Origin of the sequence: Shewanella loihica PV-4 (assembly GCF_000016065.1) — a bacterium.
GTDB lineage: Bacteria > Pseudomonadota > Gammaproteobacteria > Enterobacterales > Shewanellaceae > Shewanella > Shewanella loihica.
In genome coordinates, this window is record NC_009092.1 from 1977073 (window position 1) to 1992201 (window position 15129).

The window sequence follows — 15129 nt, forward strand, 5'->3', positions numbered from 1 at the left end:
CTCAATCGTACCCACCAAAAAAATTTTTACGTTCAACCCTTGAACTCTGACTTATCGGACATATTATGTCGTTAAGAGAGGCTGATGACACATAGGGTGTCTCATACAGGGCTTATAGGAGCTTACATGAAGCGTATTTTCTTATTGATCGCGACAAACATGGCAATCTTGCTGGTCGCTTCAATTGTGATGTCTATTTTAGGGGTTAACACCTCGACCATGGGCGGACTATTGGTCTTTGCCGCCATCTTCGGTTTCGGCGGCGCCTTTATCAGCTTAGCGATCTCTAAGTGGATGGCGAAGAAGACCATGGGCTGTGAAGTGATCACCACACCGCGCGACAACATGGAGCGCTGGTTGGTCGATACCGTTGCGCGTCAGGCTGAGCAGGCGGGCATCAAGATGCCTGAGGTGGCCATCTACCAGTCACCCGAGCTGAACGCCTTTGCCACAGGCCCTAGCAAGGACAACTCGCTGGTCGCCGTCAGTAGCGGACTGCTTTACGGCATGACGCAAGATGAGATCGAAGGCGTATTGGCCCACGAAGTGAGCCATGTGGCCAACGGCGACATGGTGACTCTGACGCTTATTCAAGGCGTGGTGAACACCTTCGTGATCTTTGCGGCCCGCGTGGTGGCGAGCATTATCGATAACTTCGTTGCCAGCAACGACGAAGAGGGCGAAGGCCTGGGCATGTTTGCCTACATGGCAGTGGTCTTCGTGTTGGATATGCTGTTTGGTATCCTGGCCTCGATGATAGTGGCTTACTTCTCACGTGTTCGTGAGTTCAAGGCCGATGCCGGCGGCGCTCAGTTGGCAGGCAAGCATAAGATGATTGCGGCGCTGGACAGATTGCGTCAAGGCCCAGAAACCGGTGCCATGCCAGCACAGATGGCGGCTTTCGGTATCAATGGTAAGAAGTCGATGGCCGAACTGATGATGAGCCATCCACCACTTGAAAAGCGTATCGAAGCACTGCGCGCACAATAATCGATTGTCGATTGATAAAACGGGAGCCTAGGCTCCCGTTTTTTGTATCTTTTCTTTGCAATTACGATTTTTGTTTTTCTGAGTGGCAATGAGAAATGCTCATTTGCATAGCAGTAGTGTGACGCAGATCATGTTTATCTGTGAGTATGAGGCTTGCGGCATAGATATTTGATTAAGTGCACATTTTTAAGCAGTTGCTATTGTTAGTATGCCCGCAAGAGAAATTTGCCTATTTGCAAAACCTTAGCTATTTTAAGCTAAGTTGTGCAATCAGGAACAAGGCACGATGGGATATAACAACTACACCCACATCGCCAAACATAAGAGAGGAAATTATCGTGAGCAATAAAATTCTAAGTGCGTTATTTGGTGCTGGTTTGGCGGCGCTAGCCTTGTCTCCAGCGGCAATGGCTGAGCCTCAAGAACTTGCAGAGATGCATGCTGAGATGGAAGGCTGTGAAGCGTGTCACGCCAATGGTGAACCATCTGCCGATGGTGCTCACGAATTTGAGCAGTGCCAAAGCTGTCACGGTACGCTAGCCGAGATGGACGCAGTGCATAAGCCACACGACGGTAATCTGATGTGCGCCGACTGTCACGCACCGCACGATTCAAACGTGGGCGATCGCCCAGCCTGTGATAGCTGCCACGACGATGGCCGCACCGCAGACTCTGTATTGAAGAAATAAGATTTTCATTACAGGATAATCGACAAACACCGGCAACTTGCCGGTGTTTTTGTATCTGCCATCGGCAACTCTATCTCTGTTCTATTACTCGTGACTGGAATATTAGCCGGATATTCGAGTTCAACTCACCATTTATCATTAATCGATTCCATTAGCCCATGCCAACGGTGCTCAGTTTCTGCCAAAAGGCGGGTATATGGCTGATAAGCCTTTATTAGCCTGCGGGCTTTATCGCCGCCCTCATCTCTAGATCCAATCTTTTGAGATTTTCCATTAGTAGAAAAGTATTAGGTCTACTGCCGGAATAGATACTTTGTCTAGCGGGACTTAATACTCTTTGTGGACGTAAGTCCTTCGTCTTAGATAGATAATCTTGGCCATAAAAACAGATAGGTGCGCCACGGATGGAAACAAATTTGATGCAAGCAGTCTTTAAGGCCGGGCATTTTGCCTGGCGTCAGGCAATCAGCCGATTGTTCTTGTTAGCGATGCTTTTTGCTGGCTTGCCTGTGTGGGCCGATGACCTCAGTAGTCTTGATGAGTTGGCCCAGGGGGATAATGCTAGCATCATGCAGCTTGGGGATGCGCTGCAGGCCGACATCACCCAAAGCGGCGAGGCGAATCGCGCCTTGTTTACGCAATTTGGGGTGGCCAACAGCGCTGAGTTGCAGCAGCAGGGGATCGGCAATCAGGCGTATCTGCTGCAGCAAGGGGAGGCGATAGAGGCCAGCCTGCTGCAGGTTGGGGTCAACAACAGTCTGATCGCCAGTCAACTTGGAGCGAACCTGTCTCTGGTAGCTGAGCAGCGGGGCAGTGATAACCAGGCCTATGTGCAACAGAGCGGTTATGACAATGAGGTCAGCATCTATCAAAACGGTTCGGGTCATGGGGTGATTGTGACTCAATGGGGGAATGCACAGCGAGCAAGCGTGACTCAGGGTTATCGTCAGCAGTAAGGCGATGAAAGATAAGGTGAAGGGAGCTCGCCTCAAACAGATATTCTGGTAGGGCTTGATAAAATTGGCGCAATTAAGATGTTATTTTTAATTCTATAGTTGTTATTATATGTGTCGGTTTAATGGAATACGCTTATAACTAGCGACATGGAGTGAGCAGGATGTTCAAAGTGATAAATTGGGTAGTGGTATCGCGATCGCAACTGTTGATTGATCTGTTGGAGACGCGTTGGCCCCAGGAGTTTCTGGTTAAACTGGCTAAGGTCACCCCAGAGAGTGTTGAAGTGACTATGAGTGAAGGGAATTACTCTTTGGTTGTTATCGATCTCGCCACCATAGATGTGCAGCGTGCCTACCAGGTACAAAAGCAGATCGAGAAGCGCCACAGCGCCCGCGTGGTATTCTTGCACTATCCGAAACAGATAGATGCAAGATTCTTAATTTCCCCCATTACCGCCGCCGTCTTTTATGGCGATGCTTCCCTTGAGCATATAGGCAAGGTCTTAGCCAATGTGCTACGCGGCCAGACGGTGATCCCACATGCTTTGTTGTCGGCTTCTGCGGATCAGGAGCAACTCGACGGCGCCGACAACCTGACGATTCGTGAGCGAGAGGTGCTGCAGGCATTACTCTCGGGTAGCACTAACGTGGATATCGCCAATCAGTTGTTTGTCAGCGAGAGCACCATCAAGACGCATCTCTATCGTGTGTTTAGAAAGATTGGTGTCTCAAGTCGTGGACAGGCTATTGCCTGGGCACAGACTCATCTGCATGAGGTTCAGCAGTGAAATATCTGGGCCGCTTGCTCCTGTTAGCGGCCTTCTCGGCTCCTGTTTATTGTCAGGTGCCCGATGTCCACGAAGGCAGCAAGCTGGCGGCGCAGAGCACGAGTGACGCACCGCCCAGGCTGGAGTCTGATCTCATCGATGGACTGATCCTCAACCGCGCGATGACCCGCGTCGGACACAGATTTTATCGTGAATTTGTTGCCGCCTATCGAGATATCGGCGGTATGACGGAGCACGGTGGACTGAGTATTGTCGAGCTAGCTACTGCGCGAAGTGGTAGCAAGATCAGCGTGTTACACAATCGCAAACCTATCTTTGTGACTGTGGTGTCACCGGCGAGCCGGCAGTTGGATAAGCTGGCAGAGCAGGTGGCCAGGCGCGTCGACAGTATATTGAAGCAAAACAAGAAACAGGCTAGCTGGGCTCAGTGGTTGGATCCCGATTTAGCGCCTGATGAATTCTAATAGGGACATTTTCAATGAATCAAGCTAAGTCTTTTCGACCGATAGCCCTGCTATTGGCGGCTACGTTCAGCCTGAGCTCTCAGGCGACACAGCTTATCTATACCCCAGTGAACCCCAATTTTGGTGGCAGTTATCTTAATGGCTCCTACCTGCTGGCGAACGCCTCGGCGCAGAACGATCATAAGGGCGGCTCAGGTTATACGCCCCCCAGTGCCCTCGAGCGCATGGCAAGTTCCCTTGAGTCTCGTCTGATGAGCCAACTCTTTAACGATGCGGCCAATGGCGGTGAGGGCTATCTCAAGACCACGGACTTCGAGATCCAAGTGGTCAACGAAGATGGCATGCTATTGGTGCATATCACCGATCTATTGACCGGCGAAACGACGGTGATCGAAGTTGGTGGGTTGAGCGACAGTTCGAGTGTGGGTGGTTAACGATGAAACCTTTGTTGATGGCCGCTGGCCTGTTATTTCTCTCGGCCTGTTCTAGCACCAATGAACTTGAACAGGTGCAAGCCTCTTCGAGTCTGATGCCCAAGGGCGAGAGCTACTATGATCTCATTAATCTGCCTGCGCCCCAGGGGGTGATGCTGGCCGCCGTGTATGATTTTCGCGATCAGACAGGTCAATATAAGCCAATTCCGTCGAGTAACTTTTCTACCGCCGTGCCCCAGAGTGGCACCGCTTTTCTCGCTCAGGCATTGAATGATTCCAGTTGGTTTATTCCCGTCGAGCGCGAGGGGCTGCAGAATCTACTTACCGAACGTAAGATTGTCAGGGCCGGGCTTAACGGTGATGCCAACAAGCTGCCTCAGCTGAACTCGGCGCAGATCCTGATGGAAGGAGGCATAGTTGCCTATGACACCAATGTCAGAACCGGTGGCGCGGGGGCCCGCTACCTGGGCATAGGCGCGGCAACTCAGTTTCGTGTCGATACTGTGACAGTCAACCTGAGGGCGGTTGATATTCGCACCGGCCGATTATTGAGTAGCGTGACCACCACTAAGTCTATCTTGTCCAAAGAGATCACCGCCGGGGTGTTTAAGTTTATCGATGCCCAGGAGCTGCTTGAGTCTGAGCTTGGCTATACCTCAAACGAGCCTGTGAGTCTGTGTGTGGCATCGGCCATCGAAAGTGCGGTGGTGCATATGATTGCCGATGGGATCTGGAAAGGTGCTTGGAATTTAGCCGATCAGCCCAGTGGTCTGCGCAGTCCAGTGTTACAAAAATATTGGTTAGAAGCGCATTCCGAGGCCAGGGTGCGAGCAAAAATCAATCAAAGCTGAGGCTGTTTTTGCTTTGTGTCATACTTTGCTATGCATGTATGCATAGCGCCTAGTACTTTTGTGTGATGCCGGTGGGTTCAAATTTAACATCTATATTACTTAAGGTTAACTTTGGTTAACCTTTTATTTTTTATAGGTTTTTAATTGAGTTTGGTTTCGTGTCGCAGCCCAATAGGGTAGAATTCGTCAAGTTTTTGACTTGCTGAATAGGTACGATGAAGAAGTTAGCATTGTTAGTAGTGTTAGCGCCGCTTTATGCACATGGAATGGCGCCTTTTGGGCTTGATTGGGGTGAGGATGTCAGCCAGTATGGCGAGGTCAAACGCCAGGGAGATGAGCTTAGGGTTGAAACCCATTCACTGCCTAAGTCTTTGTCTCTAGCCAAGGATTATGTGCTTTTTGCCGATAGGCAACATGGGCTGTTAAAAGTCATCATGACAAGCAGAAATTATGGTTTGTATGATGATGACTATAAAGAAGATTTTAATTTTATTAAGCAATCGCTAGTCGATACCGGCTATCAAACCACAGAGTTCATTGGCAGTGAGATGAGCTCTTATAAATGTGTGTTGCAGGGTAGCTGCTACGGCAAGCGCTGGTATGGCTTTACCGACGATGGCACCAATGTGGCGCTAGAGCAAGTGGCCAAGACCCGCCAAGATGCTTATCTCAAGCTGACTTTCAAGGCGCCCAAATTACTGCAGATCGAAGCGGAGCGCGAGGATCTCAAGCAGCTCAAGCAGCAAGATCAATTGAACAGCGATAGATTAGCATTCGATTAAATAGTCGCTAACATCGATGGGGTGACCGGCCGTGTTTAGCGCCGTGCTGCTAATTACGCTGCCGCCTAATTTCACAGCCCCCACTTTTCATAGCCCCCGCTTTTCATAGGGTCCACTTGGTTATCCAGGTGGGCTCTTTCATTCTCCGAGCTAAAAAATCATCACTCGTTGATTGAGTTAACTCCTTTATTTATATGATGGATCACAAACAGCTTATTTGTGAGTATACTGACAGGATTAACGTCATATCGAGGATAGTGCAATGGCCGAAGAGACCATTTTCAGTAAAATTATTAGACGCGAAATTCCCGCCGACATCCTGTATCAAGATGAACTGGTCACCGCCTTTCGTGACATTCAACCCAAGGCGCCAACCCATATTCTGATCATCCCAAACCATCTGATCCCGACTGTTAATGATGTCAAGGCATCGGACGAGAAGGCCCTGGGGCGCATGATGACGGTAGCGGCTAAGTTGGCTGATGAAGCCGGCATCGCAGAGGATGGGTATCGTCTCATCATGAACTGCAACAAGCATGGCGGTCAGGAAGTCTTCCATATCCATATGCACCTGTTAGGCGGCGATTTCCTGGGGCCGCTAGTGTCGCGTTAATCCCAGACGATTCTTGGACTGTGTAGAGTAATGAAGACAAACCCTGATTTTTTCCCGCTGACAGACTTGGCGACCCGCTTCGTCGGTCAGCTAGTGCAGTGTCGCCGTCTTGGGCTCAGTGTACTGGAAGCCAGCGAGCAGCATGTGCTGATCGAGCTGCCCTACAGCAGTGAGCTTATCGGTTACCCAGACACAGGCGTGATACATGGCGGGGTGATCACCACCCTGATGGATACCGCCTGCGGCACAGCCGTGGTCTGCAACATCTTCGATAAGTACAAGTCGCTGGAGTTGTCGCCGACTTTGGATCTGCGGGTCGACTACATGAAACCCGCCGAACCTAACAAGAGCGTCTATGGCTTTGCCGAGTGTTACAAGCTCTCTTCGAGCGTGGCCTTTACCCGCGCCATCGCCTATCAGGACTCTATCGACGATCCTATCGCCCATGCGGTGGGCTCTTTCATGCGTATCAGCCCTGAGATGGTGGGGGACGCCTTCAGACAGGCTCTGATGGGAGAGGGAAAATGACCATGGTCACGCCAGAAGCCAATCAGGCATTAAACGTTAAAGATATCGTTAAGAAGGCCACGGAGCTGAACGATTTTGGTCACCTGCTGGCGCATGTTCCTTATGCTAAGTTTATCGGCATGCAGGTGGCGCGCTTCGGCGACGAGCTGGTGTTTCAGCTACCGAAGAAAGATGAAAATATCGGTAACCCAACCCTGCCGGCCATTCATGGCGGTGTGATCGCGGGATTTATGGAGATGTCGGCGATCGTTCAGCTGATGGTGTTCATGCAGACCACTAAGGTGCCCAAAATCGTCGATTTCTCAATCGATTACCTGAGGGCTGGCCACCACAGAGATAGCTTCGCCGAGTGTAAGATCACCCGTCAGGGACGCCGCGTGGCGAACGTAAACATCAACTGCTGGCAAACCAACCGTAAGGCCTTGATTGCCACCGCCCGTGCCCATTTTCTGATCGAATAGATATTAAGGTGTAGCGTAAGGAGAATAGTGATGAACAAAGGATTAGTGTTAGCTTGTTTGTTGCTGGGACTGAGCGCCTGTGCGCCCCATACCGGCGGCATCATGATCAGCTCCACCGGTGAGGTGCGGGTCGATAACGGCTCCTTCCACTCAGACGTGGATGTCAGCGCGGTGACCACCCAAGCCGAGGCGGGTTTCCTGCGGGCGCGCGGCACCATCATCAGCAAGTCACCAAAGGATCAGCGCCTGCAATATAAGTTCACCTGGTACGATATCAATGGCGCGACGGTAGAGGATGAGGGGGTGAGTTGGAAGTCCCTTAAGCTTCACGGCAAACAGCAGATGCAGGTGACTGCGCTGTCCCCTAATGCCACAGCGGTACGTTGTGAACTCTATGTGCGAGAGGCCATTTCCAATTAAAAATCGCTTTCAGGAATGAGTCGGGCGAATGATTTGATGAAAACGTCAGCAATGCTGGCGTTTTTTTATGGATCACGCGCAAATATTGCGTTAAATATGTCAACTCTTTGTATGAGTCATGTATAATCGGCCTCGCCAAGGGGTGTTAACGCCAAGCCATAGCTTAGCGATTGACTGAGATGTCCGCGGGACGAACCCTTAGAACCTGATCCGGCTAATACCGGCGTAGGAATGGGCCACATCACTAGATTTAACACAATCTGTCTGTGCATTCTTTCTCGCTTTCTTAAGTGCCGGATCTCAATATTGATTTGAGGTCCTATGTTTACATTAAAATCTTATTCACCCATCGCCCTTGCCGTCGCGGCGGCGTTAACTCATACCAGCCTGATGGCGAGCGATACGCCGCCAGCCAACGACGAGATGGAAGTGATAGTCGTCACCTCCGATTTTCGCCAGTCTAGCCTGGACAAGATGCCCTCTAGCATCAGCGTAATAGATCAACAGCAAATTGAGGACGAGGGCGCCCAGCACTTTGAAGACGTACTCAACGGCATTGCCAATTTTAACTGGTCTGGGGGTAGCTCACGGGCGAAATATTTCCAGATCCGCGGTGTGGGCGAGCAGGAGGAGTATCAGGGTGCACCTAACTCTTCGGTTGGCTACATCATAGACGACATCGACATGTCGGGCCTTGGGATGATCTCCAGCATGTATGATCTGCAGCAGGTCGAGGTGCTTCGCGGGCCACAGGGTACACGCTATGGCGCCAACGCCTTAGCCGGTCTCATCTATCTTAAGAGTAACGATCCTACCTCGGTATTCGAGCATGGCGCCGAGCTGCAACTGGGTGACGATAACCTGCGCACCTATAGCGGCTTCAGCTCTGGCCCATTGACTGACTCGGGTAAGCTCTTGTACCGCGTATCGCTGCAGCAACATGAGCAGAACGGCTATCGCGACAACCTTTATCTGGGCCGTGACGACACTAACGGCAGAGATGAATTTACAGGCCGCATTAAGCTGCGCTGGTATGCCACTGACGATCTGGTGGCCGATCTCAGCCTGATGCACGCCGACTTTAACAACGGCTACGATGCCTGGACATTGGACAACAACGGTTTCGATACCCTCACAGATGAGCCGGGTGTCGACAAGCAGCGCACCACGGGTGGCTCGCTTAAGTTGACCTACTCGGGCGCCGACAGCTTCGAGCTGGTCTCACTAAGCTCAATGGCTCAGAGTGATACGCATCACGGCTACGACGGTGACTGGGCCAACCCAGAGTTTTGGGCGGCCCGCAGCTGCGAGGGTGAACCTTGTCAATACGACTACACCTGGAACAAGCTGGGTGACAGAACCACGCTGTCTCAGGAGTTTCGTCTAAGCTCCACCGAGGCGGGACGTATCTTCGATGGCAGCACCGACTGGTTGGTGGGCGTCTATGGTCTGAGACTCACAGAAGACAACGACACTCTTGAGATTTATAACGGCTGGGAAGACAGACTGCTTGCCGAATATGAAGCGACTAACTTGGCAGTTTTTGCGCAGTTAGACAGCGACTTAGGCAATGGCTACGCGTTGTCAGTGGGTGCCCGTCTGGAGCGCCGCGAGAGCGACTACAGCGACTCGGACAAAGATGCCTTCGATCCCTCTGAGAACATGTGGGGCGGTCATATTGCCCTGAGCAAGACCCTGAGTCCTGGCCAACAGGCCTATGCCCGTATCGCCCGTGGCTATAAGGCGGGTGGCTTTAACATGTCACTGCCGGTTTCCCTTAGCGATAAAAAGGAGTTCCAGGCAGAGACTCTGTACAACTATGAGCTGGGCCTCAAGTCAGAGTGGCTAGATGGCGACGCGACCACCCACTTCTCGCTGTTTTACATGGACAGACGCGATCAGCAGGTCTCCGCCTCACAGCAAAACCCTGACGAGCCACAGAAGTTCATCCTCTACGTCGAAAATGCCGGTAGCTCTCACAACTATGGCGCCGAGCTGGAAGCCAACTGGTATGCCACTGATAATCTTAAGTTATACGGCACGCTAGGCTGGCTAGAGACCGCCTACGGCGATTACGCCTACCAGGACAAGTACGGTGGATTGGTGGATCTCACTGGCCGCGAGCTGGCTCACTCACCTAATCTTACCTATAGCGCGGGCGCGACCTATCGTAGCGATCTGGGCTGGTTTGCCAACCTGACCACCAGTGGTAAGAGCGAGTTCTACTACTCAGACAGCAACGACTCTAAGTCAGAGCCCTATACTATCTTCAATGCCCGTGTCGGCTACGAGACAGAGACCTGGTCGGCTTACCTTTGGGGACGCAATCTGTTTGATGAGAAGTATGGCGTGCGCGGCTTCTATTTCGGTAACGAGCCGGATAACGGCTGGGCCGATAAGCAATATATCCGTTATGGCGACCCTCGTCAGCTAGGGGTCACGCTTAACGTCAAGTTTATGTAATTGGCGCTTTGCCATTGCTAATCGTTGTAGGGGCGGGTAGGACTCGCCCCCTTAAGGAGTTAAGATGAAATTAACCGCTGAAATCAGCATGTATCCCCTCAAGGATAACTATATCGATCCCATCAAGTGGTTCATCGGCCGGGTTGACACTTACGCCAATATCGAGCGCCGCACCAATGCCATGGCCACTCAGGTGTGCGGCGAATATGGCGAGGTGATGCAGATGTTGGCCACCGAGATGGAAGCCGCTCATGAGAAGTGGGGCAAGGCAGTCTTCGTGGTCAAGTTTATCGGTGGCGAGCTGAACCTGTCCCATCAGGAATAGGGCCTTAGGGCGCGATTAGTATACGGGGAGCAACACACATCCTATGATAGATTTCTGGTCCGCATTGGTTAGCACCTTGACCCAGGCCTTCGAGCAGGCCAATGCCATGACGGCGTGGGAGGCGGTAGCCGTGGTCTTGGCTTTGGCCTATCTGGCACTGGCGATGCGCGGCAACATCTGGTGCTGGGCGGCAGCCTTTGTCAGCACCGCCATCTACACCTTGCTGTTTTGGGAGGTCTCCCTGCTGATGGAGTCGCTGCTCAACGTCTACTACATGGCGATGGCTGGCTACGGCTTCTGGCTGTGGCGCTATGGCGGCGGTGAAGATCAAGGGGTCGAGGTGGTCAGCTGGTCGCTTGGGCGGCATCTATATCTGATCGTCGCGACAACTGTGGTTTCCCTGGTGGTCGGCCATTTGATGGCGACCCACACTCAGGCATCGTACCCCTATCTGGATGCCGCAACCAGCTGCTTTGCGGTGATGACCACCTATCTGGTGGCGCGCAAGGTGCTGGAGAACTGGCTCTACTGGGTGGTTATCGATTTTGTGTCCATCTACCTCTATCTCAACAAGGGACTGATGCTCACCTCTATGCTGTTCATCTTGTATGTAGGCATGGCGATAGGGGGTTATTTCCTATGGCGTACCAGCATGCAGCAGCCAAGTCAGGGTGACTACTCCTATGACTAAGGCGAGTCTTGCCGTACTGTTCGTCGAGGCTGTGATCTGATGTCGGCTGACGGTAGTGCTGGCGCGAATAGCACCTTGCTAGCGCGCCTGATAGGCAGCCTTCCCGAGGCGGTTAAGTTGCGGCTCTCAGATCTTGGCTGTCCATTGGATGAGAGCACACAGATACAGGTGCTCTCGCGGGGACTGAGTAACCAAAACTATCATCTAAGCCGCGATAACCAGCACCTGGTGCTGCGGGTCAACAGTCAGGCCAGCAGCCAGATCAGCGCCCGCGACCATGAGGTGGCCAACTGGCGCCTGGCAGAAGTGCATGGCCTCGCGCCAGCGCTCTTGTATGTGGCGCCGGGCAATAGTTGCTATCTCAGCCGTTTCATCGACACAGGCGAAGATTGGAGCCGCTTGATGACGGCCAATCCCGCCCATCCGCTGCAGGAAGAGTGCGTCAGCCGGCCGGATGCCGAGGTGTTGCTGCTGGACCTACTCAAGGGGCTAGCTCAATTGCCGTTGCCCAAGAATCCCATTTCGGTGACTGAGCAGTGGCGGCGCTATTTTGGTCAGTTAGAGATGATTGCCGAAAGCCTAGATGCGGCTAGCACAGATAAAGCCAGTCTTGATGCGGTAGGGAGCACGGATCTGCCCATATCCTATCTCGAGCCTTGGAAGACGCGATGGCAAGCGCTTAAGGCGCACCTGGTGCGGGTCGATGACGTGCTCGAGCAGCTAAATGCCTGTGCGTTGGCGCCCCAGTATAGCCATAGGGATCTCAACCCCCACAATCTCTTGATAAGCCAGGGGAAGCTCTGGTGTATCGATTATGAATACGCCTGTAGCTCCCACCCCTTGGTGGATCTTGCCAGCGTGCTGGCAACCCACAGACTCTCTAGTGAGCAGCGCCACCGCCTGATCCTCGGCTATCTGAATGATCATCCCAAGCTCAACGATAAGGCGCTCGCGGCCATTCCCAGTGCCTTGGCGCTCTACTGGTATTTCGCTGCCTGCTGGGCACTGTTGATGGCGAGCCAGGGTGAGGGCATATTGAAGCAGACTGTGCAGAAGACAGTGCTACAGTCAGTGGAGAAGACAGTGCCGCAGACGCAGGGCGAGTCAGATGCCAGCCTGCCACATAGCGTGAGTGACTACCTCCAATGCTTCGATGACTTCATGGTGCTGGTGGGTTAACGCGTCTTTGGTCGTCCGACTCTTTTTCCGACTTGGTAAATCCGATTCTGTTACTCTGACTCAGTTGATCCGTCAGGGCTAACGCAAGGTTTCTGATTGCGCTCTATTTCCTCGTTTATTTCAAGTTACCTGTCTCGTTTCGCTTGTCTCATCTCGCCTATCTCATCTCGTTCAGGACATAGGTTTTTTACCTTTGTTGATCCTTGCTGAAATTTAAATGATTAGCTAAGGGTCTATTAGGTAATGACAAAATAATGAGAGAGTGAGGTTATGCAGAAACTGTACGCTAAATTTACCCAGGGGATCGCCCAGCTCGACGGTGTCGCCGCCTTGGCACTTAGGCTCTATCTGGCGCCAGTGCTGATGCAGGCAGGATACAACAAGCTGTCCCACTTTAGCGACACGGCGGCCTGGTTTGGTAACGCCGAGTGGGGCCTGGGTCTGCCCATGCCCGAGGTGATGGTGGCCCTGGCGGCCGGCAGCGAGTTTGTCGGTGGCTTCTTGCTGATCCTTGGCTTGGCCACCCGTTTGATCTCCATCCCCTTGATGGTCACCATGGCGGTGGCAGCCTTTAGCGTGCACTGGAAAAACGGCTGGTTGGCGATCGCCGATCCCAGCTCCTGGCTGGCCAATGAGCAGGTGATGGCCTCGGCGGAGAAGCTCGCGGCGGCCAAGTCTCTTTTGCAGGAACATGGTCACTATGAGTGGCTGACCTCCTCGGGTAACTTTGTGATCCTTAACAACGGCATCGAGTTTGCCGTTACCTATCTGTTTATGCTGTTTGCCTTGTTGATCATCGGCGGCGGCCGCTATACCAGCTTGGATTATTGGATTGCCCGCAAGTATCAGCCCAAGGCTTAACCCGGCGTCATCAAGTGTAAATCCCACTGTTTTAGTGGGATTTTTTTTGCCAATTTGCTACCCTCGAGTTCGGTATTAATGACAGGATAATCTTTGTGGATGCGATCGAACTTCTGTTGACACGGCAGTCTTGCCCCAGACTAGTCGCCCCGGCGCCCGATGCGGCGCAGCTTACACAGATCTTAAACGCCGCGGTGCGAGTGCCGGACCATGCAGGCCTCACCCCGTGGGAATTTATCGTCGCCGAGGGCGATGGCCTAACGCGCCTTGCTGACCATTTTGTGGAGGCGATGGAAAAGGAGGGTGGCGATGAGGCTGCCGTCGCTAAGGCCGCCAACATGCCGATGCGCGCCCCCATGGTGGTCACTGTAGTGGCCAAGGTAACCGAGCATCCTAAGGTGCCGGTACTCGAGCAGCATATCGCCGCGGGCTGCGCCTGTATGGCGATGCAGCAGGCCGCCTTCGCTCTTGGACTGGGCGGCATCTGGCGCACCGGCCCCTTGGCCTTTAATCGTCATCTGCATCGGGCCTTGGGCCTGGGCGAGCAAGATCAGATAGTGGGCTTCCTCTACCTGGGCACGCCCGCGGTGAAGGCGCCGTTAAAGCCGCAGAAATCGGCCGACTCGGCGGTGCGTTACCTCTGATAAGGGTGATAGCAAACGAAATTGTGAAGCCAGGTACCATAGCTTCGACTTTGGTCGGGTTTACAGGGCAGTAAAAACTGGCAAAGTGAAGGGGAGCCTGCATCCTACCTATGCAAGGTTTTCACCCTAAGTGATTGTGTTGCCCGCTTGCTGCGGGCATTTTTTTGTCTGTCAAAAGAGGGAAGCTAGACGCTGATGCTAGCCCCTATCTGAACGCCTTTTCTATACTCTTATCTTACTCTTACCTCTATTCCTATCTATACCCCAACACCCACATTCAGATTCTCGAACCAGTCGAGGAACTGCTTTACCTGAGGGCCGCGGAAGATCCTGCCGTGCTGAGGGCAGAGGTATTGAATATCCAGCTTACGCACCCGCTTTATCCAGTCATTCTTGGCACGGTTTGATGGCATCCACCTCTGATGAAAGTAGGCCATCTTGGCGCAGTGTTGCTCGAAATCGTCCACATAAATATCGGCCTGGGGATCTTCCAGCGCCGCGCCGATATCGCCGCTCATTAAGACCTTAGTCACTGGGTCGTAAACATGAAAGTTACCCGAGGCATGCAGGTAGTGAGCGGGAATAAACTGCAGCTCAACTTGATCTAGGCTCACGCTGCCACCGTTGTCGGCGATGGGCTCGTAGCTGATGTTATTCATGCCGAAGTGGCGGATGAACCCCTCCCATAGCCAGGGTGAGTAGAGCTTGGCCTTGGGCAGGGTCTGATCCCACAAGCCGAGGGAGGAGATGATGTCCGGATCCTGATGAGAGGCAAACAGATGGGTCAGCTGGCTGAGAGGGATATGCTTGACTATGTTGGCCAGCATGGCCGCAAACAGCTCAATGCCACCGGGATCCATCAACAGGGCGTGATGGCTACTCACCACCATGTATTGGTTGGTGTCGATGATCTTATCGGGTTTTTCGGGGTCGCGACCGAAGTAGAGCCATTTGTGGGTAGGGGTTTCGATGATCAGCTCACTCTTCATG

The 15129-nt window shown here is 52.7% G+C and carries 19 protein-coding genes and 1 riboswitch; of the genes, 18 read left to right on the forward strand and 1 reads right to left on the reverse strand.

Going from position 1 to position 15129, the window contains the following annotated elements; all coding sequences use genetic code 11:
- Nucleotides 1-126 precede the first annotated feature (126 nt).
- The 18 genes from htpX to SHEW_RS09010 all read left to right on the forward strand — a co-directional run bounded on the left by htpX (nucleotide 127) and on the right by SHEW_RS09010 (nucleotide 14139).
- Entirely contained in the window at nucleotides 127-990 is an 864-nt protein-coding gene (gene htpX, locus SHEW_RS08925; protein ID WP_011865522.1) for a protease HtpX, read from the forward strand.
- Nucleotides 991-1328: 338 nt separating this feature from the next.
- Nucleotides 1329-1679: a tetraheme c-type cytochrome CctA gene (gene cctA / locus SHEW_RS08930; RefSeq protein ID WP_011865523.1), complete on the forward strand. Its 351-nt coding sequence runs from the start codon at nucleotides 1329-1331 to the stop codon at nucleotides 1677-1679.
- A 419-nt stretch (nucleotides 1680-2098) separates the two neighbouring features.
- Nucleotides 2099-2635 carry a hypothetical protein gene (locus SHEW_RS08935; RefSeq protein ID WP_049766512.1) on the forward strand — a complete coding sequence of 179 codons (537 nt, stop codon included), beginning with the start codon at nucleotides 2099-2101 and terminating at the stop codon, nucleotides 2633-2635.
- A 161-nt stretch (nucleotides 2636-2796) separates the two neighbouring features.
- Nucleotides 2797-3423, forward strand: coding sequence for a LuxR C-terminal-related transcriptional regulator (locus tag SHEW_RS08940; RefSeq protein ID WP_011865525.1), 627 nt, complete (start codon nucleotides 2797-2799; stop codon nucleotides 3421-3423).
- Nucleotides 3420-3887 (forward strand): curli production assembly/transport protein CsgE, encoded by a 468-nt coding sequence (locus SHEW_RS20940; protein WP_011865526.1) that lies wholly within the window; start codon nucleotides 3420-3422, stop codon nucleotides 3885-3887. The genes SHEW_RS08940 and SHEW_RS20940 overlap by 4 nt, the downstream gene beginning before the upstream one ends.
- A gap of 14 nt (nucleotides 3888-3901) precedes the next feature.
- Nucleotides 3902-4321, forward strand: a complete 420-nt coding sequence (locus SHEW_RS08950) for a curli assembly protein CsgF (protein ID WP_011865527.1) — start codon at nucleotides 3902-3904, stop codon at nucleotides 4319-4321.
- A 2-nt stretch (nucleotides 4322-4323) separates the two neighbouring features.
- Complete coding sequence (locus tag SHEW_RS08955) at nucleotides 4324-5172, forward strand: CsgG/HfaB family protein (protein WP_011865528.1); 849 nt, start codon at nucleotides 4324-4326, stop codon at nucleotides 5170-5172.
- Between the two features lie 230 nt (nucleotides 5173-5402).
- Nucleotides 5403-5954 carry a hypothetical protein gene (locus SHEW_RS08960; protein WP_150099958.1) on the forward strand — a complete coding sequence of 184 codons (552 nt, stop codon included), beginning with the start codon at nucleotides 5403-5405 and terminating at the stop codon, nucleotides 5952-5954.
- 262 nt (nucleotides 5955-6216) lie between these two features.
- Nucleotides 6217-6567 (forward strand): purine nucleoside phosphoramidase, encoded by a 351-nt coding sequence (hinT, locus tag SHEW_RS08965; RefSeq protein WP_011865530.1) that lies wholly within the window; start codon nucleotides 6217-6219, stop codon nucleotides 6565-6567.
- A gap of 30 nt (nucleotides 6568-6597) precedes the next feature.
- A complete protein-coding gene (locus SHEW_RS08970; RefSeq protein ID WP_011865531.1) occupies nucleotides 6598-7095 on the forward strand; it encodes a PaaI family thioesterase in 498 nt (165 codons plus the stop codon).
- Nucleotides 7092-7556 (forward strand): PaaI family thioesterase, encoded by a 465-nt coding sequence (locus SHEW_RS08975; protein ID WP_011865532.1) that lies wholly within the window; start codon nucleotides 7092-7094, stop codon nucleotides 7554-7556. Before SHEW_RS08970 ends, SHEW_RS08975 begins: the two co-directional genes overlap by 4 nt.
- 30 nt (nucleotides 7557-7586) lie before the next feature.
- Nucleotides 7587-7976, forward strand: coding sequence for a YcfL family putative periplasmic lipoprotein (locus SHEW_RS08980; RefSeq protein WP_011865533.1), 390 nt, complete (start codon nucleotides 7587-7589; stop codon nucleotides 7974-7976).
- 128 nt (nucleotides 7977-8104) lie between these two features.
- Nucleotides 8105-8225: riboswitch (TPP riboswitch) on the forward strand.
- Between the two features lie 72 nt (nucleotides 8226-8297).
- Nucleotides 8298-10439, forward strand: a complete 2142-nt coding sequence (locus SHEW_RS08985; RefSeq protein WP_011865534.1) for a TonB-dependent receptor — start codon at nucleotides 8298-8300, stop codon at nucleotides 10437-10439.
- Between the two features lie 64 nt (nucleotides 10440-10503).
- The gene (locus SHEW_RS08990) at nucleotides 10504-10764 is read left to right on the forward strand and encodes a YkoF family thiamine/hydroxymethylpyrimidine-binding protein (RefSeq protein WP_011865535.1); all 261 of its coding nucleotides are present in this window, start codon (nucleotides 10504-10506) and stop codon (nucleotides 10762-10764) included.
- Between the two features lie 43 nt (nucleotides 10765-10807).
- Nucleotides 10808-11455, forward strand: a complete 648-nt coding sequence (gene pnuC, locus SHEW_RS08995; protein WP_011865536.1) for a nicotinamide riboside transporter PnuC — start codon at nucleotides 10808-10810, stop codon at nucleotides 11453-11455.
- A 39-nt stretch (nucleotides 11456-11494) separates the two neighbouring features.
- Nucleotides 11495-12634 (forward strand): phosphotransferase, encoded by a 1140-nt coding sequence (locus SHEW_RS09000; protein ID WP_011865537.1) that lies wholly within the window; start codon nucleotides 11495-11497, stop codon nucleotides 12632-12634.
- A 270-nt stretch (nucleotides 12635-12904) separates the two neighbouring features.
- Nucleotides 12905-13495 carry an HvfX family Cu-binding RiPP maturation protein gene (locus SHEW_RS09005; RefSeq protein ID WP_011865538.1) on the forward strand — a complete coding sequence of 197 codons (591 nt, stop codon included), beginning with the start codon at nucleotides 12905-12907 and terminating at the stop codon, nucleotides 13493-13495.
- A 95-nt stretch (nucleotides 13496-13590) separates the two neighbouring features.
- Nucleotides 13591-14139, forward strand: a complete 549-nt coding sequence (locus SHEW_RS09010) for an NAD(P)H nitroreductase (RefSeq protein WP_011865539.1) — start codon at nucleotides 13591-13593, stop codon at nucleotides 14137-14139.
- A 257-nt stretch (nucleotides 14140-14396) separates the two neighbouring features.
- Here the strand turns inward: SHEW_RS09010 and SHEW_RS09015 are convergent, their stop codons facing one another.
- On the reverse strand, nucleotides 14397-15128 hold the full coding sequence (locus SHEW_RS09015; RefSeq protein ID WP_011865540.1) for an oxygen-binding di-iron domain-containing protein: 732 nt from the start codon (nucleotides 15126-15128) through the stop codon (nucleotides 14397-14399).
- Between the last annotated feature and the right edge of the window lies 1 nt (nucleotide 15129).